The sequence below is a fragment of the Pseudomonas rosaeacicularis genome, from assembly GCF_057128745.1.
The window spans coordinates 319,659-343,734 of the sequence record NZ_JBSKHT010000002.1; the positions used below are offsets into that span (position 1 = coordinate 319,659).

Annotated in this window: 24 protein-coding genes; 11 read left to right on the forward strand and 13 right to left on the reverse strand. The window is 58.2% G+C overall.

Translation table 11 applies throughout. The features are described from left to right. The first annotated feature begins 37 nt into the window (after nucleotides 1-37). The 3 genes from catC to ACWKWM_RS03910 are packed head-to-tail and all read left to right on the forward strand — an operon-like array spanning nucleotide 38 to nucleotide 1,703. On the forward strand, nucleotides 38-322 hold the full coding sequence (catC, locus tag ACWKWM_RS03900; protein ID WP_483844842.1) for a muconolactone Delta-isomerase: 285 nt from the start codon (nucleotides 38-40) through the stop codon (nucleotides 320-322). Nucleotides 323-332: 10 nt separating this feature from the next. Further along, nucleotides 333-629: a YciI family protein gene (locus ACWKWM_RS03905; RefSeq protein ID WP_483844843.1), complete on the forward strand. Its 297-nt coding sequence runs from the start codon at nucleotides 333-335 to the stop codon at nucleotides 627-629. A gap of 21 nt (nucleotides 630-650) precedes the next feature. Then, nucleotides 651-1,703, forward strand: coding sequence for a cyclase family protein (locus tag ACWKWM_RS03910; protein WP_483844844.1), 1,053 nt, complete (start codon nucleotides 651-653; stop codon nucleotides 1,701-1,703). Between the two features lie 160 nt (nucleotides 1,704-1,863). Here the strand turns inward: ACWKWM_RS03910 and ACWKWM_RS03915 are convergent, their stop codons facing one another. The 5 genes from ACWKWM_RS03915 to ACWKWM_RS03935 form a co-directional block, all read right to left on the reverse strand. Beyond that, a complete protein-coding gene (locus ACWKWM_RS03915) occupies nucleotides 1,864-2,517 on the reverse strand; it encodes a 3-oxoacid CoA-transferase subunit B (protein ID WP_483844845.1) in 654 nt (217 codons plus the stop codon). 2 nt (nucleotides 2,518-2,519) lie between these two features. Then, nucleotides 2,520-3,206, reverse strand: coding sequence for a 3-oxoacid CoA-transferase subunit A (locus ACWKWM_RS03920; RefSeq protein ID WP_483844846.1), 687 nt, complete (start codon nucleotides 3,204-3,206; stop codon nucleotides 2,520-2,522). 99 nt (nucleotides 3,207-3,305) lie between these two features. Further along, complete coding sequence (locus ACWKWM_RS03925) at nucleotides 3,306-4,007, reverse strand: SDR family NAD(P)-dependent oxidoreductase (RefSeq protein WP_483844847.1); 702 nt, start codon at nucleotides 4,005-4,007, stop codon at nucleotides 3,306-3,308. A gap of 76 nt (nucleotides 4,008-4,083) precedes the next feature. After that, a complete protein-coding gene (locus ACWKWM_RS03930; RefSeq protein WP_483844848.1) occupies nucleotides 4,084-5,037 on the reverse strand; it encodes a 3-hydroxyacyl-CoA dehydrogenase in 954 nt (317 codons plus the stop codon). Between the two features lie 253 nt (nucleotides 5,038-5,290). Next, nucleotides 5,291-5,539 carry a hypothetical protein gene (locus tag ACWKWM_RS03935; RefSeq protein ID WP_483844849.1) on the reverse strand — a complete coding sequence of 83 codons (249 nt, stop codon included), beginning with the start codon at nucleotides 5,537-5,539 and terminating at the stop codon, nucleotides 5,291-5,293. A gap of 147 nt (nucleotides 5,540-5,686) precedes the next feature. Between ACWKWM_RS03935 and ACWKWM_RS03940 the strand changes: the two genes are divergently transcribed. Continuing rightward, nucleotides 5,687-6,130, forward strand: coding sequence for an N-acetyltransferase family protein (locus tag ACWKWM_RS03940; RefSeq protein ID WP_483844850.1), 444 nt, complete (start codon nucleotides 5,687-5,689; stop codon nucleotides 6,128-6,130). Nucleotides 6,131-6,212: 82 nt separating this feature from the next. Here the strand turns inward: ACWKWM_RS03940 and ACWKWM_RS03945 are convergent, their stop codons facing one another. Then, entirely contained in the window at nucleotides 6,213-7,202 is a 990-nt protein-coding gene (locus tag ACWKWM_RS03945; protein ID WP_483844851.1) for a LysR family transcriptional regulator, read from the reverse strand. 127 nt (nucleotides 7,203-7,329) lie between these two features. Here ACWKWM_RS03945 and ACWKWM_RS03950 point away from each other — a divergent pair, with 127 nt between their 5' ends. After that, the gene (locus ACWKWM_RS03950) at nucleotides 7,330-7,593 is read left to right on the forward strand and encodes a DUF2798 domain-containing protein (RefSeq protein WP_483844852.1); all 264 of its coding nucleotides are present in this window, start codon (nucleotides 7,330-7,332) and stop codon (nucleotides 7,591-7,593) included. A gap of 480 nt (nucleotides 7,594-8,073) precedes the next feature. Next, nucleotides 8,074-8,805 (forward strand): TonB-dependent siderophore receptor, encoded by a 732-nt coding sequence (locus ACWKWM_RS03955; protein WP_483844853.1) that lies wholly within the window; start codon nucleotides 8,074-8,076, stop codon nucleotides 8,803-8,805. A gap of 22 nt (nucleotides 8,806-8,827) precedes the next feature. On the opposite strand, the gene ACWKWM_RS03960 is transcribed toward ACWKWM_RS03955, so the two are convergent. Continuing rightward, complete coding sequence (locus ACWKWM_RS03960) at nucleotides 8,828-9,841, reverse strand: NADP-dependent oxidoreductase (protein WP_483844854.1); 1,014 nt, start codon at nucleotides 9,839-9,841, stop codon at nucleotides 8,828-8,830. A gap of 89 nt (nucleotides 9,842-9,930) precedes the next feature. On the opposite strand from ACWKWM_RS03960, the gene ACWKWM_RS03965 reads away from it, so the two are divergent. Then, nucleotides 9,931-10,833, forward strand: a complete 903-nt coding sequence (locus ACWKWM_RS03965; RefSeq protein ID WP_483844855.1) for a LysR family transcriptional regulator — start codon at nucleotides 9,931-9,933, stop codon at nucleotides 10,831-10,833. Nucleotides 10,834-10,915: 82 nt separating this feature from the next. Continuing rightward, on the forward strand, nucleotides 10,916-11,632 hold the full coding sequence (locus ACWKWM_RS03970; RefSeq protein ID WP_483844856.1) for a DUF72 domain-containing protein: 717 nt from the start codon (nucleotides 10,916-10,918) through the stop codon (nucleotides 11,630-11,632). Between the two features lie 83 nt (nucleotides 11,633-11,715). Here ACWKWM_RS03970 and ACWKWM_RS03975 read toward each other — a convergent pair whose 3' ends face one another. Beyond that, a complete protein-coding gene (locus ACWKWM_RS03975; RefSeq protein WP_483844857.1) occupies nucleotides 11,716-12,906 on the reverse strand; it encodes an MFS transporter in 1,191 nt (396 codons plus the stop codon). 108 nt (nucleotides 12,907-13,014) lie between these two features. Between ACWKWM_RS03975 and ACWKWM_RS03980 the strand changes: the two genes are divergently transcribed. Further along, nucleotides 13,015-13,935, forward strand: coding sequence for a LysR family transcriptional regulator (locus ACWKWM_RS03980; protein ID WP_483844858.1), 921 nt, complete (start codon nucleotides 13,015-13,017; stop codon nucleotides 13,933-13,935). A 62-nt stretch (nucleotides 13,936-13,997) separates the two neighbouring features. On the opposite strand, the gene ACWKWM_RS03985 is transcribed toward ACWKWM_RS03980, so the two are convergent. Further along, on the reverse strand, nucleotides 13,998-14,969 hold the full coding sequence (locus tag ACWKWM_RS03985) for an LLM class oxidoreductase (RefSeq protein ID WP_483844859.1): 972 nt from the start codon (nucleotides 14,967-14,969) through the stop codon (nucleotides 13,998-14,000). A 227-nt stretch (nucleotides 14,970-15,196) separates the two neighbouring features. After that, nucleotides 15,197-15,949, reverse strand: a complete 753-nt coding sequence (locus ACWKWM_RS03990; RefSeq protein WP_483844860.1) for an SDR family NAD(P)-dependent oxidoreductase — start codon at nucleotides 15,947-15,949, stop codon at nucleotides 15,197-15,199. Nucleotides 15,950-16,072: 123 nt separating this feature from the next. Here ACWKWM_RS03990 and ACWKWM_RS03995 point away from each other — a divergent pair, with 123 nt between their 5' ends. Next, on the forward strand, nucleotides 16,073-16,990 hold the full coding sequence (locus ACWKWM_RS03995) for a LysR family transcriptional regulator (protein ID WP_483844861.1): 918 nt from the start codon (nucleotides 16,073-16,075) through the stop codon (nucleotides 16,988-16,990). Between the two features lie 402 nt (nucleotides 16,991-17,392). Here ACWKWM_RS03995 and ACWKWM_RS04000 read toward each other — a convergent pair whose 3' ends face one another. Beyond that, nucleotides 17,393-18,343, reverse strand: a complete 951-nt coding sequence (locus tag ACWKWM_RS04000; RefSeq protein ID WP_483844862.1) for a LysR family transcriptional regulator — start codon at nucleotides 18,341-18,343, stop codon at nucleotides 17,393-17,395. Between the two features lie 144 nt (nucleotides 18,344-18,487). Between ACWKWM_RS04000 and ACWKWM_RS04005 the strand changes: the two genes are divergently transcribed. Continuing rightward, entirely contained in the window at nucleotides 18,488-19,987 is a 1,500-nt protein-coding gene (locus tag ACWKWM_RS04005; protein WP_483844863.1) for a CoA-acylating methylmalonate-semialdehyde dehydrogenase, read from the forward strand. A gap of 141 nt (nucleotides 19,988-20,128) precedes the next feature. Here the strand turns inward: ACWKWM_RS04005 and ACWKWM_RS04010 are convergent, their stop codons facing one another. Continuing rightward, nucleotides 20,129-21,355, reverse strand: coding sequence for an MFS transporter (locus ACWKWM_RS04010; RefSeq protein ID WP_483844989.1), 1,227 nt, complete (start codon nucleotides 21,353-21,355; stop codon nucleotides 20,129-20,131). Nucleotides 21,356-21,625: 270 nt separating this feature from the next. Beyond that, nucleotides 21,626-24,028: a DUF3772 domain-containing protein gene (locus ACWKWM_RS04015; RefSeq protein ID WP_483844864.1), complete on the reverse strand. Its 2,403-nt coding sequence runs from the start codon at nucleotides 24,026-24,028 to the stop codon at nucleotides 21,626-21,628. Nucleotides 24,029-24,076 lie beyond the last annotated feature (48 nt).

Sequence of the window (24,076 nt, forward strand, 5' to 3'; positions counted from 1 at the left end):
CAGCCGTCTGTTACTTATCGACCAGAGGTTTTCGAAAATGCTGTTTCTAGTTCAGATGCAAGTGAACATTCCCCATACGCTCGATCCTCAGCGTGTTGCCGCGCTGCTGGCCGAGGAGAAGGCCTTTTCACAAGAGTTGCAACGCGACGGACGCTGGCGCCACTTGTGGCGTGTTGCCGGGCAATACGCCAACTACAGCGTATTTGACGTAGCGGGCAACGATGAACTGCACCAATTGCTCAGCGCCTTGCCGCTCTATCCTTTCATGACCATCAGTGTCACGCCTCTGGCTCAGCACCCGTCCGCCGTCGCCACCAACTGAGGGAAGCCTGATGCCGTTTCTGATTGAGACCTGGGACAGACCCGATTGCCAGCAACTGCGCCGCGACACCCGCAGCGAGCATCTGGAGTTTCTTGCGAGCAACAAGTCTTTGTTACTGGCGTGCGGCGCCAAACTCAACGACGACGGCGGCGACCAGGGCGGCGGAATGTATGTCGTTGACGTGGAAACCCGCGAAGAAGCCGAACGTTTCATTGCCGATGATCCTTTCAGCCGGGTACAGCTATTCGAGCGGATTGCCATAGTTCGCTGGCGCAAAGCCTATGTGGCAGGCGAGTGCTTTCTCTAACCTCTTTATCTGGAGCACCGTATGTCAAATCTGCGCTGGAAGCATCGCCCCGATGGCTCCAATTGGGGCGACTTCGGAGCCGACGATCAGCTCGGTCGGTTGAATCTCATCACCCGCGACAAAACCCTCCAAGGCATCGCTGAGGTCAGCGAAGGCAGGACTTTCTGCCTGAGTTTGCCACTTGATTACCCAGGTGGCAGCGGATTGAACCCTAACCGCCACCCGCCAGTGCTTCGACCGACGCTGCGACGAGGGCAGGTCAATTTCAACTGCCTGCTCGGCGAGCAGGAGCCTGGGCGCTCGGACGTACTCAGTGACGACCTGGCCATCCTGCACTTGCAGTACTCGACCCAATGGGATGGCCTGGCCCATGTCGGATCGCTGTTCGATGTCGACGGCGATGGCGTATCCAGAGCCGTCTACTACAACGGCTTCGCTGCCGGTGAGCATGTGGTGGGGCCTGCTTCGGTCGAGGATTGTGGCATTCAGGATCACATGCGCGGTGTCAGCACCTCGGCGGCCAACGCGCTCGGCATTGATCAGATGGCGCAAAGTTGTGTGCAGGGCAGGGCGGCGATGATCGACTTGCGTGCTCATCTGGGCGACACCCGTTCCCTGGTCGGGTATGACACGTTGATGCGCGTTATGGAGGCAGACCGGGTTGAGGTTGAACCGGGTGATATTGTCTGCTTGCACACGGGGTTTGCCGACGTGGTACTAGGCATGCACCGACAGCCGGACGCCGAGCGTCTCGGTGCCAGTTGTGCAGTGCTCGACGGCCGCGACGCAAAGCTGCTGCAGTGGATCACCGACAGCCACCTCGCTGCGATTGCAGCGGACAACTACGCAGTGGAGGCGCACCCGGCAACCACTGGGGACTCATGCTGCTCAGCCCTGCCGTTGCATGAGCACTGTCTGTTCAAGCTGGGCGTTCACTTGGGCGAGCTATGGCATTTGACGCCACTGGCCAATTACCTAAGGTCTGTGGGTCGTTATCGGTTCTTGCTGACGGCTCCGCCATTGCGCTTGCCGGGCGCTGTTGCATCACCTCTGACGCCGGTGGCTACCGTCTAGGACCACTGCGAACGATGGTCGCCAGTCAGTGCCTGGCTGATTGCTCGGCGATGCGTCCATCTACTGTTTTGCACTAGCCAAAGCCTGACAGCGGTTCAAGGAACCGCTGTCAGGCCACGTTCATGCTGCCTACGGCAGATGCACCCTGGAGGACTGAACCCTAGCCAGCGGTGCCATCGCTCAATTGGGCTTCTGTCAGGGTTTGCAGTTCGGCGAAAGTCAGCCCCGGTATCATCTCGATCACCTGCAAACCCGTGGACGTTACGTCGATCACGCACAGGTCGGTATAGATGCGATCCACGCAGCCTTTACCGGTCACGGGGTAGGTCAAGCTTTCGACGATTTTCGGTGCGCCCTCTTTGGTCAGATGGTCAGTGACCACGAAGACTTTCTTCGCGCCGATGGCCAGATCCATGGCACCGCCCACGGCAGGAATTGCGTTTGCGTCGCCGGTGTGCCAGTTGGCCAGGTCACCGTTGGCGGCGACCTGAAACGCGCCCAAAACGCAGATATCCAAATGCCCACCGCGCATCATGGCAAACGAGTCACCGTGGTGAAAAAAACTCCCCCCTTTGAGCATGGTGACGAATTCTTTGCCTGCGTTGATCAGTTCCGGGTCTTCCTCGCCCTTCGCCGGGGGCGGACCAAAAGCCAGCAGGCCATTTTCAGAATGAAGAAAGATCTCCTTGTCGGCGGGCAGGTAACTGGCGATTTTGGTTGGCAATCCGATGCCAAGATTGACGTAGGCGCCTTCGGGAATGTCCTGTGCGACGCGTTGGGCAATGTTGTCGCGCGAGCGTTTGGTATAAGTCATGGTTAAGCCTCTGCGATCGGGTCAGGAGCGCTGATGCGCACGACGTGCTGAACAAAGATGCCGGGTGTGACGATATGCTCCGGGTCCAGAGCCCCCAGTTCGACAATATCCCTGACCTGGGCAATGGTGGTGGTGGCGGCCATCGCCATGATCGGCCCGAAATTGCGCGCCGACTTGCGATACACCAGGTTGCCCCAGCGATCTCCCTGATAGGCTTTGATCAAGGCAAAGTCGGCTTTGAGCGGATACTCCAGCACGAAGTGCTTGCCGTCGATCTCGCGTACTTCCTTGCCTTCGGCCAGTAAAGTGCCGTAGCCGGTAGGGGTGAATACCGCGCCAAGACCGGAACCCGCCGCCTGAATACGGCATGCAAGGTTGCCCTGTGGGACCACCTCCAATTCGATTTTGCCCGAGCGATACAGGCCGTCGAACACCCAGGAATCCGCCTGACGGGGGAAGGAACAGATGATTTTACGCACCTGGCCCGACTTCAATAGTAACGCCAGGCCGTAGTCGCCGTTGCCTGCGTTATTGCTGATCACGACCAGATCCTTGGCGCCATGCTCGATGAGCGCGTCGATCAGTTCGGCGGGCTGTCCGGCCGGACCAAAGCCACCAATCATAATCGTGGCGCCATCCTTGATCTGGCTGACGGAGTCAATCAGTGACATTTTCGTTTTATCTAACACGTGCCTCTCCCGGATGAATCCAAAAATAGTTCTGAAGCGTCAAGAGACGGTGAGGTAGGCGAGCGGTGCGGTGCTGCCTCAGCGGGTTTTCAAACACGCCTAAATTGGAGCGAGCCCCACCGTCATGCCGCCACAGACGTACAGCGTCTGACCGGTAACAAACCCGCTTCGCTGATCGAGGAAGAAAGACGCCGCTTGAGAGACGTCGTCGGGCAGACCGATACGCTTGACCGGAATCGAATCGATGATTTTCTGTGTGCGGGGTGCGCCCGCAGGATTGGCTTTATTGAAGAGCTCGGTGCTGATGGGACCTGGGCCGATGGCGTTGCAAGTGATGCCGTCTGCTCCAAGCTCCAGCGCCCATACTCGAGTGAAACCCAATAGGCCGGCTTTGGTGGCCGCATAGGCGCTGCGCAGATCCTTGCCAAGCGCGGCCCGTGACGACACATTCAACACGCGACCGAAGCCGGCTTCCTGCATGCCGGGCAGTAGCGCCTGTAGGCACTGCATCGCGCAACGTAGGTTAAGGGACACCGCAAGGTCAAGCTCGGCCAGGGTTTGGTCCTTGATGCTGCCGGGCACCACGATGCCGACGTTATTGACCAGACGGGTAATTGGACCGTCCTTCAGCGCTTGCTGCAGCGCCTTCGCGGTGTCTTCAGGCGAAGACAGATCAGCAATTATCCCATCGCCTACCCGGTCGATAACGACCGGCTCATAGCCATCAGCATGACAGCGCCGAGCAATGGCGGCACCGATTCCTGAAGCGCCCCCGGTAATGAGTACGCGTTGCTTGATCATCATGATCTCCACTTAAACATTTGAGTTGCGTAGCGACTGTCTTGGGTGCGCGGGTGGCGCAGCGATCGCTATTAAGTCAGTCGGGTTTTGCTTCCCGTGTTCGTCTCAATACTCTCAATGCCAACAGTTCCCGGTCGCGCCAGGCCACTCGGTCAGCCCAGTCATCCAGGGACAATATCTGTCGCCGTTGTTTAGCGACTTCAGCGACAAGTTCAGTAGGCCAGGCCGTGGTATCGCTGCGTTCTGCCGCCATTTCGGCGTATGCCTGACCCATGCGCTGAGCATGATCGGTAATACCGCCGCGGTAATTGAGATCCGAAGTTTCGAAAGGGCCGATCACTGACCAGCGCAGGCCAAGGCCATGTTTGACGACAGTGTCTATATCTTCGACCGAAGCCACGCCACCGTCGACCAGACTATAAGCCTCACGCAAAACCGCGCCCTGAAGACGATTGAAAATAAATCCCTTAATTTCTTTATTAAGCACCGCCGGTTTCAACGCGCAGCGAGTATAAATTTCCCTGGCGAGATCAACGCTGGTTTGAGAGGTTTGCGAAGAAGGCACTATTTCTATGACAGGTATCAGGAACGGTGGATTGCCAGGGTGCCCAATGAGGCAGCGCGGAGCGCAAGCAAGGTCACTGCAGAAGGCCGAAGAGGGCAGCGCCGACGAGGAACTGGCAAAAACCGCATGTGGAGGGGCGTGAAGTTCGAGTTGCTGGAAAATTTCCTTCTTTATTTCCAACTTTTCGAGGACGCACTCTTGGACAAACATGACGTCCTGAACCGCAATCGCCAGGTCGTCTTGCAAGATGACTCTCGCGAGCAAGTCATCAACCGATGTGTCTAGCAAGCCCCCTTCGGCAAGCAGTTTGGCTTGCCTGGCCAATCTTTCCTTCGCCGACATGAGCGACTGCTTATCACTGTCGTGAAGGTTGATCTGGTACTCGGCTTGGGCGAACAGCAGTGCGAAAGCGATGCCGATACTTCCCGCTCCAATAATGGCGATTTTGTCGGTAGTTGAAGTCACAGAAAACCTCGCCTCGCGTTAAGAAATAACGATCTCAGATAAAGAACGCTTGCCTGATCGACTTAAAACTATTTGAGGGGCGTTATTTTTAACTTGGTTGTTATTTTCGATTGTTTTGCGAATCACCATGATAGTCGCCGTCGTCGAGCGGGCAATCCTTCAAACTAGATATCGTTCGGTTATCGCACAGATTGAGCATGAAATTGGTAGCGAGGTGCGACGAGAGGGCCCGCTATAGCCACCGATCAGCACGTCACAGTAAGCGGCGTTTTACGATGAGACGGCATTCGTTGGACTGCGTTGGGCAATCTTGGGACTTGATCATTTGCGCAAGCCGTTGGCGATGAATCCATCCTCGCTCCTTATAGGTGTCAACAATGACGTATCCAATTCGTGGCAGATCCAAGGCAATTTTTTCTTCAGTCAAAACTATTCTCTTATCGAGCGTCAGGATTTGCTTAGGCAATAGAAGGTCGTACGGAAAAGCGCGCAGTGCTTGCACACATTTCTCTGGCGCTCAAATGACTGCTTCTGGCCGAAGGCGGTCGGTGCCTCAACGCTATGACATGGTCACGACCAGGTTATCTGACTTTGCGATCAGCCACGAGGGCTCTACCATGATGTCCTGCTCTATCAAAAGGCTAATGGAATGGCACTGCGACTCAGGCAAGCTTGTGCGACCGATCTCCCTGCGATCTATCGAGGCGAGGAGAGCTATATTCTCTGCTGGGAACCCGAGCACGAGGCTTTATGGCGCTCGCAACTGGAGCGGCACCTGACGCGTTGGGTAGAAAACCTCGACCGGCTTACAGTTGCGGTCGTAGGGGATCAGTTTGCGGGCTATTCATTGTGGACACCCGAACACAGCTATGCGCAGCTTTGCACCCTCCACGTAACGCCGGACCATCGTCGACGCGGCGTGGGAATGGCGCTCCTGGAAGCGTATATGCAGGAGGCGGCACGGCAGGGTTTCACGCAATTACGTTTGAGCGTGCGGCCTGATAACCCCGCGAAGCTGATGTACCAGACAGCGGGCTTTTCATGCACCGGCACTGGCCTACATGACTACCTGACTTACGAGCGCCAGGCTTGATGGTTTCTTGCCAAATGTGACTTTGGCCCCAATGCCAAGTCGTTTTACAGGACACCTGAGGCTCAAAAACAGTGATCGAAAATCACGTGTATGTCGGTCCCGCAGGCCGTCTATTTTTTGCTTTATCGGACCCTCGCGCGTCAGCCTGTGCGAGCGCATTGGGCTCGCTCTGGATCCCGTGTTCGAGAAAATCGATGAACGCGCGCACCTTTAGATTCAATGCCGACCGCTCCGTGACACAGGCGTAGATGTGCATCGGTTCAGGCACTGCGCATGTTGCGTTGCGACTGCCCGACTCGAACAGGGGCAGCAGTCGTCCGCTGTCGATGAGAGGCTGAGCGACGAAGCTCGCAAGGCGTGCGATACCGCCGCCATTAACGGCGATCTGCGCGATGGTATCGATGTCATCGCAGACGAAGCTCGGGCGGACCTTGGCCTCGAAACTTTTGCCGTTGAGCGCAAAGGTCCAGGGCAGAAAACGCCCATCAGTTGGATAGCGAAAAACAACGCAGGCATGCTGCTTCAAGTCCTCTGGGTTAGTGGGCACGCCTGCGTGGTTGAGATACGCTGGCGACGCGCAGAACACGAACGGACGCGAGGCGATACGTCGGGCAATAAGCTGATCGTTCAGTTGCGCTTCGATACGGATACTGACGTCGACGCCTTCAATCCGATGATCAACCCGTCGGTCCGTACTGATCAGTTCGATGTCGATGTGCGGGTATGCCTCCTTGAAGGCGGGCATTAGCGGCGCAAGCACATGACGGCCGAACGCAGTCGTTGTGGCAATACACAGCGGCCCCTGCGGCTTGGTTGCGACAGCAGCGGCTTGCGAGGCGAGATCGACGTCGCGCGGAATGTGGCGCACCTTATCGAAATATCGAGTGCCGCTTTCGGTCAGCGCCATGCTGCGGGTGGTGCGCGAAAGCAAACGCACCCCCAAGTGTGCTTCAAGTCGGGTGATGCTCTGGCTGACGGCGGCGGGGCTCATACCTTGCGCGCGGGCTGCCGCCGCTATGCTGCCGTTTTCTACCACGCGTATATACGTATTGATCAAGCCCAAAATATCCATCAGACCTCAGTGCTCAATTCGTCAAATTTATTTAAGGATGATTTAAGCGCCACGCGCCTACCAGCACCTACAGCTGCTTGTTAACTTTGTCGCTCCTTCGCTACTGAAGATTAACAAGGATTACCTGATGACCGACGGAACAGCTCAAAACACGGCACGGTTTCGCCTCCCGAAACACGCGACGCCTTACGTATTCGCGCTCTACATGGCGACGATCATGGCGTTTCTTATGTGCCTCGTCATCACCATTGCAGAATTCGGCGTTGGGGAGAATTACATGGAACATGTGATGAGTGCGTACCGTGTGGCAATGCCTTCGGCATTCGTCTGCGTGCTCATCGTGCGCCCCATCGTTGCCCGGCTCGTTGCGTGGACCGTGCAAGACCAGTGACTCAGAAACGCGGTTGGTGGGTTCGGGGCAATTTACTCGCTGGCTTAGTCATCAGGGCTAAGGACGATTCTAAAATCGACCTATAGGGTACGCCCCTAGGACCGCTCTTGTTTTAAATGACCGCTTCTCGCCCAGAGTGTGTGAAAACGAGCAGTGCAATGTCGGCACGTAGCCCGGACAGTTTTTTGCTATGTAGTCGCTCGCGGTAAGCCCTGCGGGTCGTCACTAGGGTCATGGAGGCTTCAATAAAGCCGCTATGGTGCAAGGAGGCAACAAAGCCAACCCTTTCAGGTTGACAACGCCTTCATCAAGCTGCTGGTGCCGAGGATTTTCATAACCCGCTTCATGTTGTAGGCGAGTATGTTCAGGCTCATTTCTGGACTGAAAACGCCCATCAACTTCGGCTGCTGATGTCATGGGCTTGGGACATACGCGGTCTACGACGGCGGCGTTGATCCGTTTGGTCTGGAGCGCGCCGAAGTGCTCAAGGGCGCGTCCTCGGTGCTGTACGGTCAGTTGTCGCCCGTCGGTTTGATCAACGCCGTGAGCAAGCGGCCCACCGACACGGCGTTGCACCGGGTGAGTGCCGATGTCGCCAACCCTGGCGTAGCGGGGACGTTTGATCCGATCGAAGGCGAGCAGTACGAAGTGGGCATTCGCTACCAGCCACCGGGCAGCAACACGATGCTCAGCGCGGCGATCTACGAGCTGACGCAGACTAACGCCATCACCTACGACGCGCTGACCGCGCAGTATGAGCAATACGGCAAGAGCCGCTCCAATGGGCTGGAACTCGAAGTCAAGACCGACCTGACCGACAACATCAGCATGACGGCGGGCTGCACCTATACCGATGCTCACGTGCTGGAAGACAACGTCGTCACCAATATCGGCAAACGCTTTGAAGGGGTGCCTTACCACAACGCTTCGCTCTGGACGGATTATCGTCTGGCTGCGTTCGGCCTGCCGCAGGTCAAGTTCGGCGTGGGCGCGCTGTACACCGGTACCACACGCACCACACCTACCGCCACTGATCGCAAGATCCCGGCTTACACCCGCTTCGATGCACGGGTGAGCTACGACATCGACGAGCATTGGCAGTTGGCCGCAAAGGCGCAGAACCTGAGCAATGAGTCCTACCTGTCGTGCAACACCGCGTGCCGGTACGGCGACGAGCGCAGCGTCATTGGTTCTGTGAGTTATCAGTGGTAAAGCCTGGCAAACCCTTGATCCCTCAGACAACAAGCACAATCTTTCCCTGAGTGCCGCCCTGTGAAGCTCGGCGATGCGCCTCCGATGCCTGGGCCAGCGTAAATGTGCTGTCGATTACCACGCGAACAGTGCCGTCATCCAACAAGGGGCCAATCTCCGCCAGTTGGCTGCCGTTGGAGCGCACCTGCGTCGAGGACACGGTGATGCCCAGATCAGCTGCCTGTTTATGCCCGGAGAATCCCATGGGGTTGACCAGAAAGAGAGCACCACCGGCCCTTATAACGCTCAGAAAGCGTTCCATATTCGCACCACCGACAGCGTCAATGACCAGATCCACATCCTTTACGACCGATTCGGCAGCGGTCTTTGTGTAATCGATGAATTCATCTGCGCCCAAGTCGCGAAGCAGATTCTCATGCTTGCCAGACGCGACCGCGATCACCCGCGCGCCTTTCCATTTGGCGACCTGCACCGCCAGATGGCCTACGCCACCGCCAGCACCGTTGACCAGCACTGTCTTGCCTTTCAGCGGGACAGGCGCGTGTTTAAACGGCTGGAACGGATTAGGCGCGTCATGGCCCAGGTCAATCAGAAACTGCCAGACGGTGAGCAGCGACATCGGCGCCCCTGACGCCTGAACATGATCGATACCCTTGGGCTTCAACGCCAACTCGGCCTCATGGATGCGTATGTATTGGGCGTAGGCACCGCTGCCGGTCATCAGATCTTCCGGGAAACGCACCATTGCATAGACTTCGTCACCAATGCTGAATCCGGAAGCTCCGTCGCCGAGCGCCACGACCACTCCCGATACATCCGTGCCCAGGATTAGCGGAAACCTGGCCTCGGGCCGCCACTCAGGGGGTAGTGCCCGATAGCCGTCTCGCAGAAAAAGATCGGGCGGATTGAGACTGGCTGCATGGACCCGGACGAGCACTTCGCCCGGTTGTGCGACGGGTTTGGGTGCATCTTCGTAATGCAGCACATCGGGGCCGCCAAACTCGTGCAATTGCACTGCTTTCATCGTGTCGTTCATCACAACCTCGTTCATATCAATGGGCATGACTCAGAGTAAGCAGTGAACGCGAGGTTGATAAGAAGGTTACATTTCGTTTCAATGGTGCCATGAAGGAACCAATCGGATTTGAACGCCTGAGTGGGTTGATCGCATTTGCGCGTGCCGGCTCTCTGGGCAGCTACAGGGCTGCGGCTCGCTCGCTGTCCATTTCACCGTCTGCGATCAGTAAAAGCATCCAGCGCCTGGAACGTCATTTCGGGGTGTCGCTGTTCACTCGCACCACACGCTCGCTGGCCTTTACCGCTGAAGGGCGCGATCTTCACGAGCGTGTTTTGCAGCTGTTGCGCCAGGCAGAAGAGATTGAGCAAGTGGCGAAGTCAGCGCGTTCCGAGCCGGCTGGCACGTTACGGATTGCGACGTCACTTCCCATCGGGCTGCACATAATCGCGCCCGCCATTACGGAGTTTCGCAAGCGCCACCCCAAGGTATTGATCGACCTGCGGCTGAGTGACCAGATGGTGGACCTGGTCGAGGAGGGCATTGATCTGGCCGTACGGATCGGTGAGCTTGCGGACTCATCGCATCTGTCCCGACGGCTCCTGCCGTACACCCTCTGCTGTTACGCCTCTGCCGACTATCTGGCCAGATGCGGTACGCCTCAGCATCCCGATGAACTCACGGAGCACGAAACAGTGAACTTGCGCTATCAAAGCACGGGTCAAACCCTACGCTGGCCGTTTCGTATCGCAGACAAAGAGCTCGAAATACTGCCGTCATCGCCTGTCGTCGTTGATGCAAGCGAGGCTGTCCTGGTAGCCATTGCCGCAGGCGCGGGGATAGGAATGGCCGCAAGTTTCATGGCGGCTCCCAGGGTGAAGCGCCAAGAGCTGATCCCGATTCTCACGGAATTTGCGGTGCAGAGGCACAACATCACGGCCATTTGGCCTGAGAGTCGTCGCGCCAATCCTGCCGTGCGCGCGTTTCTGGATGTGCTGATCGAACTTCGCTGAAGTCATGACCTGTGGTCTCAAGTGAGATTGCCGGGCGGTCCACCTAAAGCGGCCGATTGCAAAATACGAGGGACATGAGCCGATGGATAGCGTGTACGTGGGATGTGCAGGATGGGCGTTGGGTCGTGAATACTGGCCAGAGTTCGACAGCCAAGGCACTCACCTGGAGCGCTATGCAGTGCGCTTTTCTGCGGTTGAGATCAACAGCTCTTTTTACCGTTCCCATCGCCCAGCGACCTATGCCAAATGGGCGTCATGCGTAGGCAACGAATTTCGCTTCTCGGTGAAGATGCCTAAAGCCATAACCCACGAAAACCGCCTGCGTGATTCATCGTCGCTGCTTGAGATGTTCCTCAGCGACTGCGATGAACTGGGCAACAAACTGGGATGTCTGCTGATTCAGCTGCCGCCGTCATTGCTGTTTGAAGCAGCGTTGGCCGAAGATTTTTTCGAGACGCTCAGGGGGCAGTATTCAGGCCCTGTGGTCATTGAGCCGCGTCATGAGTCCTGGGTGCTTGCACAAGAATTATTGATTGATCAGCGAATTTCCCAGGTGGCTGTAGATCCCTCTCGTATCAGCAACGACGACCGTCCAACGGGATGGCAAGGATTTCGATATTGGCGGCTTCACGGTTCCCCGCGCATTTACTACAGCGCCTATGAACGTGAACGGATTCTAGCGTTGGCATCGCAATTGAGTGCTAACCAGGATGGCGTATCGACGTGGTGCATATTTGACAACACCGCGTCCAACGCCGCCTTGGGCAATGCGCTTGCCTTGAACGCGCTGCTGACCTAAGCCGCAGCTCAGCAACACTTCAGCGGGATTTGTGCTCGTTCACCGGTATGGAAGCGGCCTCCAAAAAGGCCGCTGCCGAGGGGTTACTGGCGACGCATCATCAATAGCGCAATGATCACTGCCAGAGCGGCGATCACGGTGGCAATAATACCGATCGAGCCCAAGCCGAAGTGGCCAATGCCTATGCCGCCAATAATGGCGCCCAGGCCAATACCCGCGTTGGCCGCAGAGATATTCATGGTGGCGGCCAGTGCCTGAGCCTGAGCCCCGGCCTGCATCACCCGCACCTGGCACACCACGAACAGCGCGGTATAACCGATACCCCATGCCACCAACGCAACGATTAACCAGGTGTGATGAGGTGCCAGCGGGACGGCCGCCAGCATGCCCGCCCCGGCCAGCACCAGAAACAGCACCATCGCGGCAAGCGGTTTGCGATCGACCATGCCGCCAGCCAAGTGGTTACCGATCATGCCGACCGCGCCGAAGCCCATCAGCCACCAGCCCACCTGGCCTGCAGGTATACCGCCCAATCTCTCAAGAATATCGGCCAGATAGGTATAGGCGGTAAACAGCGAAGTGAAGGTCAGGATCGACAGCAGCAAGTGAGCGAGGAATCGCGGTTGACGCAAGATCGCGGTCTGCTTTTGATCAGGGTGCGAACTGGCAGACACCGGCAGCTTGGGCATCACCAGATGCATTAGCACGCCGATGAAGAAGGAGATCGCCGCCAGTATCCAGAAGCTCCCGCGCCAGCCCACCGAGTGGGCGGCAAGCGTGCCCAACGGCACACCGAACACCAGCGCCGCAGTAATGCCCAGATAAACCCGACCCACAGCCTTGCCTGCCTGGCCGGGACCTGCCAGTTGGCCGGCTGTTTCGCTGGCGGTGCCCCAGAACACGGGCAGTGCCAAGGCCGGGATGAAGCGCGCCAGCGCCAGCACCCAGATATTGGTGGAAACGGCGGCCAGAACGTTAGAGGCCGCGAACACCATGAGAATCAAGGTGAACAGTTTTTTGCGTTCAACGTGGGCCAGTTTCGCGGTGAGCACGGGGCCGAATACCATGACCGTGAAGGCGAACAAGGTCACGACCTGGCCAGCCAGGGCGATCGAAATATTCAGCTCTCGGGACAAGGCCGGCAGCAAGCCGACGATCAGGAATTCAGTGGTCACGATAATGAATGCCGCCACCGCCATGATCAGGATTTGCAGGCCTGACCCGGAGGTTGCGGAGGGGGCCAGCGTGTCGCTTGCCGTGGAAGAGGACTGCATGATGCTTAACTCCGAACAGGTTTTGGCATAGCCTATTGGAGAAAAGCTGTTTTATCCCGGCTGGTTTTTATCAAGTGAATGGAATTAGATTCATCAATTGGAGTGGCTATGTTTTCCTCTGAACGGCTCAAGGGCATCGATGTGTTCGTCATCGTGGCCGACATGGGCAGCTTTACCGCTGCGGCCGAACGCCTCAATCTCACCAATTCCGCCGTCAGCAAAAGCATCGCTCGACTGGAAGGTCGCCTGGGCACTCGCCTGTTCCAGCGCACCACGCGTCGATTGGCGCTCACCGAAGCAGGGGAAACCTTCTATCGCACCTGCACCACAGTGCTGTCGGATCTGGAAGAAGTGGAGATCGCCCTGACCTCGACCCAGACCGAACCGCAAGGGAAAGTGCGCATCGATTTGCCCGCCTCCTATGGACGCCTGCATGTCCTTCCGTTGATTCTGGAATTCATGAAACAGCACCCGCGCTTGTCCCCACATATTTCGTTTTCAGACCGCTATGTCGATCCCGTGCACGAGAACATCGACATCGTTGTCAGGATCGGTGGTTCGGATGCATGGCCGACATCCATAGGGCACCAGTTCTTCGGCACCCCGAAACTCATGTTTTGCGCCTCGCCCGAGTATCTTCAACAATACGGCCAGCCCCAGTCGAAAGCGGATCTGGATGGGCACCTGTGCGTGGGTTATGGACAGAACGACGGGATGGCCATCCCTTGGTATTTCAAAGGACGCCAACCGGGAGAAATGGAGCGCAGGATCATGCATCCGCACATCGCCGTGGGAGACGGGGAGGGCGAGGTGATGGCGGTTCTGGCGGGGCTGGGTATTGCCCAGTTGCCCACCTGGCTGGTGCAAACGCATTTGAACAGCGGCAGGCTGGTAGAGGTCCTGCCGGATTTGGCTACAGACGGTTTGCCCATGAATCTGGTCTGGCTCAAGAGCCGTGAAGTGCTGCCCAAGGTAAGCGCCTTGATCACCTTCCTGGCTGCCAATCTCACGCCAGACGGGCGGCGCTGAGTGGGTAGCAATTCAGCGAACAGCGCTAGTTATCGATGATCCGAGGCTCTATCCCTGATAACTCATTGACCTGGCTCAACCGTGAACGCTGGAAGAATGTGCTGCGAAAGCTCATCGATCACTTCCAGAGCAGGACGCCGTGTGGGTTTGAGGTTCAGCGCAATATGATTGACCCCGGCTTCTCTCTGACGCGCGAAGAAGTCTTTTAACGCGTGTCGACCGCCGCCAAGCACTCGGCCCGTTCGCAGAGGCGCGTCGGGATTGACGTCCAGGTCAAACATCGCGCCATACCCGAACGGGATAAACCCCCGCGCAGCTGTCACTTCAAGCCAATGCGGCACGACTTCTGCCATGCGCATTGCATCGCCGTGCCAGATCCATGCGTCGACATTTTGCGCCAGCCATTCGAGGGTCTGGCCAGCACGGCCAATGGCAACGATCGGGATGCGCGGACCTGCGGGCTTGGGTACAAGATCGATATCCCCACGCAAGTGGCCGAAATGCTGGGTCTTCATTTGCGGAAATGACTCTGAGGTCAAGGTCTTGATCAGCATGACAGCCTCTTGATAACGCTCTACACGGCTGGAAAAATCGACGCCAAAGGCCGGGTATTCGGTGGGGCGATCACCCGATGCCATGCCCGCGAGGAAGCGGCCCCCCAACAGCTGATCGGCCGTGGCGATCTGCTTGGCCGTGATGATGGGCTCGCGCAACGGAGTGACGATCCCGGCAGTGCCGATGGCAATCCTGTGGGTCAGCGCTGCCAGCCAGCCGGCATAGACCAAAGGGTCCAAAATCTGGCCCGTATCACCAAACGAGGGATCGTAAAACGGAACATCCCGCAGCCATAGCGCGGCAGCGTCACTCTGGTCGAGGCGTTGGACTATTTCGGCCTGATCCGACAGGTCGGGGAAAGGACTGTCTGGATAGCCACATGCAGGAGAGATGAAGCCAATGGTCAACTGGCCCTGTTGGAAAGTGCGGTTGAACGCTACATGGTTAGCCAACCCGTGCGACTGATTTTCCTGAGTCATCGTTCTTACTCCAATCCGGGGAAAGATCGCACCAGTCTAAGGGTGAACCGTTGTGCGATTTCCGATCTTTTGGATGAAGAGTGATGAGGGAAATTCCCGAATAATCCGGCTCTTGGACGGTCACTATTCTCACTTGCGAGCGCACCGTTGCAGCGCTGAACATCTGCAGGGTCAGCTTATGTCGTCCATAAACAGGTGGGCGGCTCAGTCGCCGCCCACATGGGCACTCAGATCTGCTGTTGACCACCGTCGACGAACAGCTCAATGCCGTTGACGAAGCTGGCGTCGTCCGATGCCAGGAACAGCGCAGCGCTGGCGATTTCTTCTGCTTCACCGACCCGGCCCATGGGAATCTGCGAGGCCAGGTAGTCCAGCAAGCCTTGTTGCTGGGCGGCGTCCGGGCCAGCCAGGTCCACCAGACCCGGAGTGCGCGTTGCGCCGGGGCTGATGGTGTTGATCCGCACCTGGCGGTCCTTCAAGTCCAGAATCCAGTTGCGAGCGAACGAGCGCACGGCGGCTTTCGAAGCGGCGTATACGCTGAACGCGGCGGTACCGGCGCTGCCTGCGGTGGAGCCGGTGAGGATCACTGAAGCTTTCGGAGCCAACAGCGGCAAAGCTTTCTGGACCGTAAACAGCACGCCTTTGACGTTGCGGTCGAAGGTATCGTCGTAATGCTGTTCGCTGATTTCGCCAAAGGGCACCATTGAGCCGCCGCCTGCGTTGGCGAAAAGCACATCGATGCGACCATGGGCGGCGCTGATCTGGCTATACAGTGCGTCCAGCTGGTCAAGCTTGGTTGAGTCAACCCGAACGCCAGTGGCATTGCCAACCGCTGCTACGGCTGCATCGAGTTCGGCCTGGCGACGACCGGTAATGTAAACGTGAGCACCTTCTACGGCGAAGCGTTTGGCGGTGGCCAGGCCGATGCCTGTGGTGCCGCCGGTGACCAGTGCGATTTTGCCTTCAAGTTTGTTAGCCATGATGTTTCTCCCGACTATTAATTAAAACGTTGCGATTGGTTGAATCGCGGTGTGGGAGAAGCATATCGACGGTGGTGACTTTTCAAAATAGAATTGCTTGAAATCCATCGTTGCAGAAATGAAATGAGCAAACTTCCAGATTTCGAGGGATTGGCGATGTTTGCCAAGGTGGCAGAAGAAGGCTCGTTCGGGGCTGCGTCGCGAGTCATGGGGGTTTCCGTGCCGACCGTGTCTCGTGCGGTCGCGAGACTCGAAGAGCGCTTGGGCGGCCGACTGTTCAACCGCACCTCCAGGCAGTTGGCACTTACCGAGTTTGGCGCAAGCATGGCCGCCAAGGCGGGCGAAATCTATCGGCAAGCCGAAGAGGTAGAAAGCCAGGCCCAAGACTTGTCCGTACAGCCCCGGGGCCAAGTGCGGCTAGCGGTACCGATGTCTTTCGGCCTGCGCTGGGTTACACCGCTTATGCCGCAATTGATGCGTCAGTACCCGGAGTTGTCGATAGACTTGCACCTGTCCGATGCCTCGGTCGACCTGATCGCAGAAGGCTTCGACGCGGCTTTACGTATTGCGGTATTGCCGGACTCGTCGCTGGTTGCTCGCCGGATATGCGCCGTAACTCAGTACCTGGTCGCTTCACCTGGATATCTGGAGGAGCACGGACATCCCACCCACCCTCGTGATCTGGCAACCCGCAGGTGCCTGAGTTATGCGTACCGCTCACGCAGCCAGGTGTGGCGATTTACCCGTGACGACGACGGCACCGAAGAAGACGTCGTCCCCAATGGCCCGCTGCGGGTGACGAACGCTGATGCTTTGTTACCTGCTTTGCTGGAAGGGTTGGCGATTGCCGAACTGCCTGAGTTCATTGCCGGCGAATATCTCGCGGATGGGCGACTGATCGCTTTGTTGCCGGACTGGCACATGATGCGCGGGGGGCTTTACTTCGTGACGCCATCGGCACGCACGCGGCCTGTGAAAATCACGGCGCTGTCCGATTTCTTCTTCATGCACCTGTCAGAACCGAAGTGGGCCCGGCCGTGAGAGGGTGCCTTGCAGTACAAAGACGCAAGGCTCCAAGAGCCTGATTGCAACTGTCGAGAAGCGTATCGTGCTTGCTGAAGCGACGACGGGTTCTACTACTGCTGCGCAGCAGATCGTCAGCACGCTGGACTCCTCCGGCCTCCGGCCAGCAGCGAGAGCGATCCATCCATGAACGCTCAAACCGGGGTGCATAGAAACCCGTAGGAACGGACTTGTCCGCGAAGACGGAGTGTCAGGCGCTAGAAATGCGTTGGCAGTAATGACCCCTTCGCGGACAGGTCCGCTCCCACGGGATTTGTGGCTAACCACAAGACTCTGATCGTTCCTCACGCAGCCTGTGACGCCGTTGCCAGCGGTAACGCTGAAGATTTGCTGCTGCCGAAGGCGTAGGAGTTACCGCAGTCAAGTAGCCACCGCAGCAAATCCGCCCTTGAGTCGCTGCTTGAGAAATCCGACCAACTCGCTCACCGACTTAGGCACATGGGGCGAGTACGGCCGTATGAGATAGATCTCGTTGGCAAACACGCCTTTGAGGGTCCATCCCTTGAGCACCTGCACCAAGGTTCCGTCGTTGAGCGCAGCCTGGGCGCTGAAGTCGGGCAGTAGCGCGATGCCCAAATGATTGAGGGCCGAATCCCGTAACGCCTCACTGTTGTTGGTGGCAAAGCTGCCGGCGATGGGGACGGTCTGACGCTCCATGTCCTGGCTGCCACGTTTCGGTCGGTCAAAGGTCCAGGCAGGCGCATCGGCGCTGCGCGGATAGTAGAGACAGTTATGGGCGCTTAAGTCTTCAGGCACTTGCGGCTCGCCGTGCCGCTGGAGATATTCCCGGGTCGCCACCAGCACCGAAGAGGTGTCGCACAGCTTCCAGGCAACATGGGTTTCTGGCACGTGAAAACCGTGTCTCACGGCGAGGTCGTAGCCCTCGGCTGCCAGTGAACTCAGCGAGTCGGAGACGTCCAGATGGATCCGCACCTGGGGATACATCTGCAGAAAATCGGACAGATGAGGGACTAATTGCTGCCGCGCGAAAGCGACCGGAGCAGTCATACGGACCAGGCCCCGTATGTCACCCACCGAATCCCTGACAGACGAGAAACTGCGTGCGATCTGCTCGTAAGCGCTACGCACTTGTTGCGTGAGCGACGTGCCTGCGTCGGTCAAACGCACGCTGCGCGTGGTGCGTGTGACCAACTGCGTGCCGGTCGCCTTTTCCAGATCCGAAATCCGTTGGCTGACCGCTGACTTGCTCACCCCAAGGCGTAGGGCGGCCGCTGTGTAGGTGCCTTGTTCTTCGAGCACCGACAGCCAATGGATGTACGTCCACAAGCCCTCGATTTCTGATTTTTCCATGATTTGATTGTTCGTAGCTGAGGACAATAAGTTCTGGATTCTGCTCTGGTTCGCGACAGACTGAAAGCCTATCGTGTGCTTCGACATTGGCCCGGCATCACTATGCGAAGCGCCAACTCCGTCTAAAGCCATCGGATAAAAGCCATGACCCAGACCATTGCACACTTCATCAATGACGAGCGCGTCTGCGCTGACAATCGCTACCAGGACGTTTACAACCCGGCCACGGGCGAGGTGACCGGGCGGGTAGCGTTGGCCAGCCGGCAGACCGTTGACGAAGCGGTGGCTGCTGCCAAAGACGCATTTGCTTCATGGAGCGACACGCCGCCGATTCGTCGTGCACGGGTGCTGTTCCAATACCTGCATCTGCTGCGTGAACGTAAAGACGATCTGGCCCGGATCATCGTGTCCGAACACGGCAAAGTCTTTACCGATGCCCAGGGCGAAGTCGACCGCGGGATCGACATTCTGGAGTTTGCGTGCGGGATTCCGAACCTGCTCAAGGGCGAGCACAGCGACCAGGTTTCCAGTGGGATGGACAACTGGACGATGCGTCAGGCGCTGGGCGTTGTGGCGGGCATCACGCCGTTCAATTTCCCGGTCATGGTGCCGATGTGGATGTACCCGATTGCGATCGCTGCGGGTAACACCTTTATTTTGAAACCCAGCCCGACTGATCCAAGCGCTTCGTTGTTCATGGCCGAGTTGCTCCGGGAAGCTGGCTTGCCGAAAGGTGTTTTCAGCGTCGTGCAGGGGGACAAGGAGTCTGTCGATGCGCTGATCGAGCATCCCGATGTCAAAGCTGTGAGCTTCGTTGGTTCAACGCCGATCGCGCAATACATCTACGAAACCGGCGCTCGTCACGGCAAACGCGTTCAGGGGCTGGGCGGTGCGAAGAACCACTTGGTGGTCATGCCCGATGCCGATATCGAGCGCACGGTCGATGCCCTCATTGGCGCCGCGTATGGCAGCGCGGGTGAGCGTTGCATGGCAATCTCGGTCGCTGTGCTGGTGGGCGATGTGGGCGATAAAGTCGTTGCGGCACTGGCGTCACGGGGTCGCGAGCTACGGATCACCGACGGCCGCGATCTCAAGGCCGAGATGGGGCCTATCGTGTCGCGAGCTGCACTGGATCGCATCAGCGGTTACATCGAACAGGGTGTCGAGTCGGGGGCGGAGTTGATTCTCGATGGCCGTGGTTATGTGCCAAGTGAGCCAGGCCTGGAAAAGGGTTTCTGGCTCGGCGCGACACTGTTCGACCACGTCACCACGCAAATGAGCATCTACCGCGAAGAGATCTTCGGCCCGGTGCTGGTGTGCGTGCGTGTTCCGGACTTCGCCTCTGCGGTGAAGATCGTCAATGAGCACGAGTTTGGTAACGGTGTGAGCTGCTTTACCCGCGACGGCAATATTGCGCGCGAATTCGCACGGCGCATCGAAGTGGGCATGGTCGGGATCAACGTGCCGATTCCTGTGCCCATGGCCTGGCATGGCTTCGGCGGCTGGAAAAAGAGCCTGTTCGGCGACATGAATGCGTATGGCACCGAGGGGGTGCGCTTTTACACCAAACAGAAATCGATCATGCAGCGCTGGTCGGAAAGCATCGAACAGGGCGCCGAGTTCGCGATGCCTGTTTCCAGGTAGCCCTCAGGGTTATTGGCCCCGCGAGCAAGTCGGGGCCTGAACTTGACGACCGCTGGACGTGGCCGAACGAGCCCAAGTGCGGCCCATGCATAGCGACGATTGTCGTCTGATCGTCGCTATTGATGGGGCTATCTGATCCAGCTAGCAGGCTTGGGCCGCCAGGTTATTACTGACGTTACGCCCCAGCACAAGCACCGTGACAAAACCGCAGCCCACCAGGGCCGTGGCCAGACTCAACAGCACCGAGCTGCCCAGCTGGTCGACGATCTGCCCGCCGAAGAACGACCCCAACGCGATGATCACCTGGAACAAGGCGACGAACAGTGGCATGCCGCGTTCGACATCCTTGGGCGCTACCACAAACATCCAGATACTGGCGCAGGCCGGGAAGGCGCCGAAGGCAAAACCCCAGAGCGCGATCAGCGTCGCCGCGCCCGTCATGCCGGTGGCAAAGTAGGGGAACAAGGCGGTGCTGATGCCAATCATCAGGGCAACCAGCAACAGCGTATGACGCACGCTGCGGTTGGCGGCGAATCCGGCAAAAATATTACCGATCACTCCGGCCACGCCATAGAGCAGCAACAGTGAACCAATGGTCGGCCCATCGAATCCGGCATTTTGTTTGAAGAAGGGTGCGACATAGGTGTACGCGGCAAAATGCGCCAGGCCAATGAGCAATACAGCGATCAATCCAACCCGAGCTTGCGGATTGATGAACAGGGCCGGCAGGTCACTGATGCTGATCGCCTTATCCGGATTGAGCCGCGGCAGTAGAAAGATCTGCGCCAATAGCACCGGTATGCCCACCAGCGCGGTGACCAGAAAGGTCATGCGCCAGCCCATTAAACCACTGAGCCAGGTACCGACGGGCACGCCGAGCACGGTGGCCAGGGTTACGCCGACCATGATGATCGAGGTGGCTTGAGCGACGCCCACGCCCTTGGGCGCAAGGCGGCCGCTGAGGGCAATCGCGGTAGCCCAGAAACCGCCAATGCTGATGCCCAATAGCACGCGGCCGAACAGCAGCAGGTTGAAGTCGCTGGCGTAGGCCACGACCGAGTTGGCGATGATCATGATCAGCGTCAGGCCGATCAGCAGATAGCGACGGTCCATCGCACCAATGCCCACGGACAGCAGCGGGGCGGCGAGGGCGGCCATGATGCCGGGCAGGGTCACCATCAGACCGGCGTGGCCTGCACTGATACCCAGGTCGCTGGCGACGTCGTTGAGTACGCCCACCGGGAGAAACTCACTGGTCACCAAGGCGAAGGCACCCACCGCGACTGAGAGAATCGCCAACCACTGTTGTTTGACGCTTTGTTGAGAATGTTCGGGGAGACCGCGAGGGGCCTGACTGGCGCTTGGCATAATGCTGGTTTCCAAGGGGGGAATGTCGCCTGCAGGCAGGCGGAGGAAGCGGGGAGAAATCGCAGGCGATTATAGGAGTCAGCGCTGGCAACCCATCAAGCAGGCCTTTCGATAGTAATCATCAGTGCAATCGATTAGACGCCTTATAGCGGGCGTCTGAGTCTGGGGCGGACCGTGCGTGTAGTTTCCATCTTGGTTATCCTGCCGAAATGTTGGAGCAAGAAAAAAGATTCGCCTGCTCCAACGTTTCAATCCTCCCTCACCTGCGCTTTACTCTGGCGCGACCTCTTTCTCTACAGCTTCGTTGATCAACACCATGCTTTGCGGCGCAGACAGCGCGATGCCCAGCTCTCGTAGACGCCCCAGCACGGTAAACAGCAGGTCGCTGCGCGCGCCACCCACCGAGCGTGGGCTGTTCACGTAGCCACTGGCACTGATGATCAAACCGGTGTTGGTCAGGTCTTTGAAGGTCACTGACGGCGCGGGCGCATCGAGCACAGCTTCATGCTCGGTAAAGGCCTGCAACAGCAGCTCGCGTATCTGCAATACGTCTGTTTCCAACGGCAACGTCAGGGTAATGCCGACAACTCCCAACGCATTGCCCATGGTGACGTTACGTACGTTCTGGGTAATGAACTGGGAGTTCGGCACGATCACCGTGGAGCGATCGGACATCTGGATTTCGGTCGCACGCACGTTGATCCGACGAATGTCACCCTCGACGCCTGCGAGACTCACCCAGTCACCGACTTTGACCGGCCGCTCGGTCAGCAGAATCAGACCGGAGATAAAGTTCTGCACGATCGCTTGCAGGCCAAAGCCTATCCCCACCGACAGCGCACTGACCACCCAGGTCAGATTGGTGAGGCTGATGTTAAGGGTGGACATCACAACGGCGATCACCAAAACGAAGCCGATGTAACCGATCAGGGTCACCAGGGACGCCTGCATGCCGGCATCCATGTTGGTCTCAGGCAGCAGGCGTTCGCCGAACCACTCCTTGAGTACGCGTATGCACAGCATGCCGATGACCAGACAGCCCAGTGCCAGCAGGATATCGCCGGGGACGATATTCAGGTTACCCAGGGACTTGTTGGTGACTTCCAGCCGGGTAAAGCTTTCGAGCAGCTCGCCCGGGCTCGAGCCCGATGGCAGGAAAGCGAGGAGTATTGCCGCGAGCAACAACAAGGTACGGCCGATGCCTGCCAGCAGGGTGCTTGCCTGCGCCTGGTGCCGAGGAGACAAGCCCAACGCCGAACCCAGTGCAAGGCCACCCGGTTGCTTGGGTGACAAGAGGGTCTCGCAGATGTCGCCGAAAACGGCAATCAGCAGGTAGCCGGTGGCGGCCACCACACTCATCCAAAGCAGTTTTACCGCGAGGAAATACGCCAGCGTCAGGTAGCCGCTCAACAACGCCAGCAAACTCAGTCCGACCCAGACCGCAACGACAAAAGGAATCAGACCGGCAAAGCCTCCCACACGCTCCAGCTCAAAACGGCGGCGGGTCCGGCGGTAGCGCACCAAGGCAAAGAAGAACACCAGCGATACCGCCAATGCGGTCAAGCCATTGACCGCCACCGTCAGCGCCAGACTGCTTGCGATGACGCTGTTGATCCGCTCCTGCGTGCCGATGACCATCAGCGCCAGTGCCAATATGGCCGGGAAGCGGCCCAGGGCCGTGGCGATCTCGTCAGGAATCTGCGGCAGGCGCCACGAGGGATGGGGCAGCATCAACAGTGCTCGGCCCAGCCCGAGAATGAATGCGCAGAACGTGATCAGCGTCTGCAGCTGATCGAGCAGATTGACCACGTCGTTACTGAGCACCGTATTGCTGACGACACCCCATCGCAGCAAGGAAGTCGCAGCGCTGATGGTAAGAATTGTCGACAGCCCGACGGCCAATGCCAAGGCGCTACGGCGCAGGCGGCCCTCTGGCAGCCAACGAATCATCAGCCAGATCAGCAAGCGCTCGAGCACGCGGCGCACAACGACCCATATCAAAAACGCGCCGATGACAACGCTGATGAACAGCGTTCGATTGCCCTCTGCCAGCGCGCTTTTGAACATGCCGCGCACATCTACCAGCAAGCCGTTCAGGCGCCCGAGGTCGTCATCGGTCGGGCGAATCAGCGTTGACCAGAACGCCGAGCTGAGCGGACTCGCCGTGCGGGTGCTGATCTGTGAGTCGAAGAGACTGCGGCGCAGGCTGAAGATCTGGGTCGCCAGATCCTTGGCTGACTGGCTCAGGGTATTGGTTTGACGTTCATCACTGACAAGGGCGTTCTTTTGAGCCGTCAGCGTCTTGCGCTGGCTGGTCAGACTCTGCGCCTCGTCCGGTTGCACCGGGCCGAGAATGTTGAGCTGATCATTCAGGTGTTCGATGTCGACCGCCTGGCGGGCAATCAGATCATCGGCCTGTTTTTGCACCTGTATCGCGGCCTGGCGCAAGTTCGACAGCAAGTCATCATTGGCGCTGACGGTTACTTTTTGCCGGATCTGGTCAAGCTGCTCATTAAGGTCATCCAGGCTGGGCGCTTCAACCTCCGGCGATGCACTGACCGGGGCAGTGGTCTGAGGCGCGGCAGCCGACTGAGCCCAGACAGGCACGGTGATGCACAGCAGCAACAGGGCGATCAGTCCGGAACAAAAGCGTTTCAACGTAGCGTGCTGCATTCTCTTTCCTTCTTTGCGTTAACCGGCTTTGCGAGCCAGGTGCGTTTA

Bases quoted from the DNA above. Each gene is read 5' to 3' on its own strand.
- ACWKWM_RS03975 (WP_483844857.1), bottom strand. From the start codon at position 12,906: ATGCAGTCCTCTTCCACGGCAAGCGACACGCTGGCCCCCTCCGCAACC.
- ACWKWM_RS03950 (WP_483844852.1), top strand. From the start codon at position 7,330: ATGACCGACGGAACAGCTCAAAACACGGCACGGTTTCGCCTCCCGAAA.
- ACWKWM_RS03960 (WP_483844854.1), bottom strand. From the start codon at position 9,841: ATGAACGACACGATGAAAGCAGTGCAATTGCACGAGTTTGGCGGCCCC.
- ACWKWM_RS03915 (WP_483844845.1), bottom strand. From the start codon at position 2,517: ATGACTTATACCAAACGCTCGCGCGACAACATTGCCCAACGCGTCGCA.
- ACWKWM_RS04000 (WP_483844862.1), bottom strand. From the start codon at position 18,343: ATGGAAAAATCAGAAATCGAGGGCTTGTGGACGTACATCCATTGGCTG.
- ACWKWM_RS03905 (WP_483844843.1), top strand. From the start codon at position 333: ATGCCGTTTCTGATTGAGACCTGGGACAGACCCGATTGCCAGCAACTG.
- ACWKWM_RS03985 (WP_483844859.1), bottom strand. From the start codon at position 14,969: ATGACTCAGGAAAATCAGTCGCACGGGTTGGCTAACCATGTAGCGTTC.
- ACWKWM_RS03980 (WP_483844858.1), top strand. From the start codon at position 13,015: ATGTTTTCCTCTGAACGGCTCAAGGGCATCGATGTGTTCGTCATCGTG.
- ACWKWM_RS03940 (WP_483844850.1), top strand. From the start codon at position 5,687: ATGGCACTGCGACTCAGGCAAGCTTGTGCGACCGATCTCCCTGCGATC.
- ACWKWM_RS04005 (WP_483844863.1), top strand. From the start codon at position 18,488: ATGACCCAGACCATTGCACACTTCATCAATGACGAGCGCGTCTGCGCT.
- ACWKWM_RS03995 (WP_483844861.1), top strand. From the start codon at position 16,073: ATGAGCAAACTTCCAGATTTCGAGGGATTGGCGATGTTTGCCAAGGTG.
- catC (WP_483844842.1), top strand. From the start codon at position 38: ATGCTGTTTCTAGTTCAGATGCAAGTGAACATTCCCCATACGCTCGAT.
- ACWKWM_RS03925 (WP_483844847.1), bottom strand. From the start codon at position 4,007: ATGATCAAGCAACGCGTACTCATTACCGGGGGCGCTTCAGGAATCGGT.
- ACWKWM_RS03945 (WP_483844851.1), bottom strand. From the start codon at position 7,202: ATGGATATTTTGGGCTTGATCAATACGTATATACGCGTGGTAGAAAAC.
- ACWKWM_RS03970 (WP_483844856.1), top strand. From the start codon at position 10,916: ATGGATAGCGTGTACGTGGGATGTGCAGGATGGGCGTTGGGTCGTGAA.
- ACWKWM_RS03965 (WP_483844855.1), top strand. From the start codon at position 9,931: ATGAAGGAACCAATCGGATTTGAACGCCTGAGTGGGTTGATCGCATTT.
- ACWKWM_RS04010 (WP_483844989.1), bottom strand. From the start codon at position 21,355: ATGCCAAGCGCCAGTCAGGCCCCTCGCGGTCTCCCCGAACATTCTCAA.
- ACWKWM_RS04015 (WP_483844864.1), bottom strand. From the start codon at position 24,028: ATGCAGCACGCTACGTTGAAACGCTTTTGTTCCGGACTGATCGCCCTG.
- ACWKWM_RS03990 (WP_483844860.1), bottom strand. From the start codon at position 15,949: ATGGCTAACAAACTTGAAGGCAAAATCGCACTGGTCACCGGCGGCACC.
- ACWKWM_RS03910 (WP_483844844.1), top strand. From the start codon at position 651: ATGTCAAATCTGCGCTGGAAGCATCGCCCCGATGGCTCCAATTGGGGC.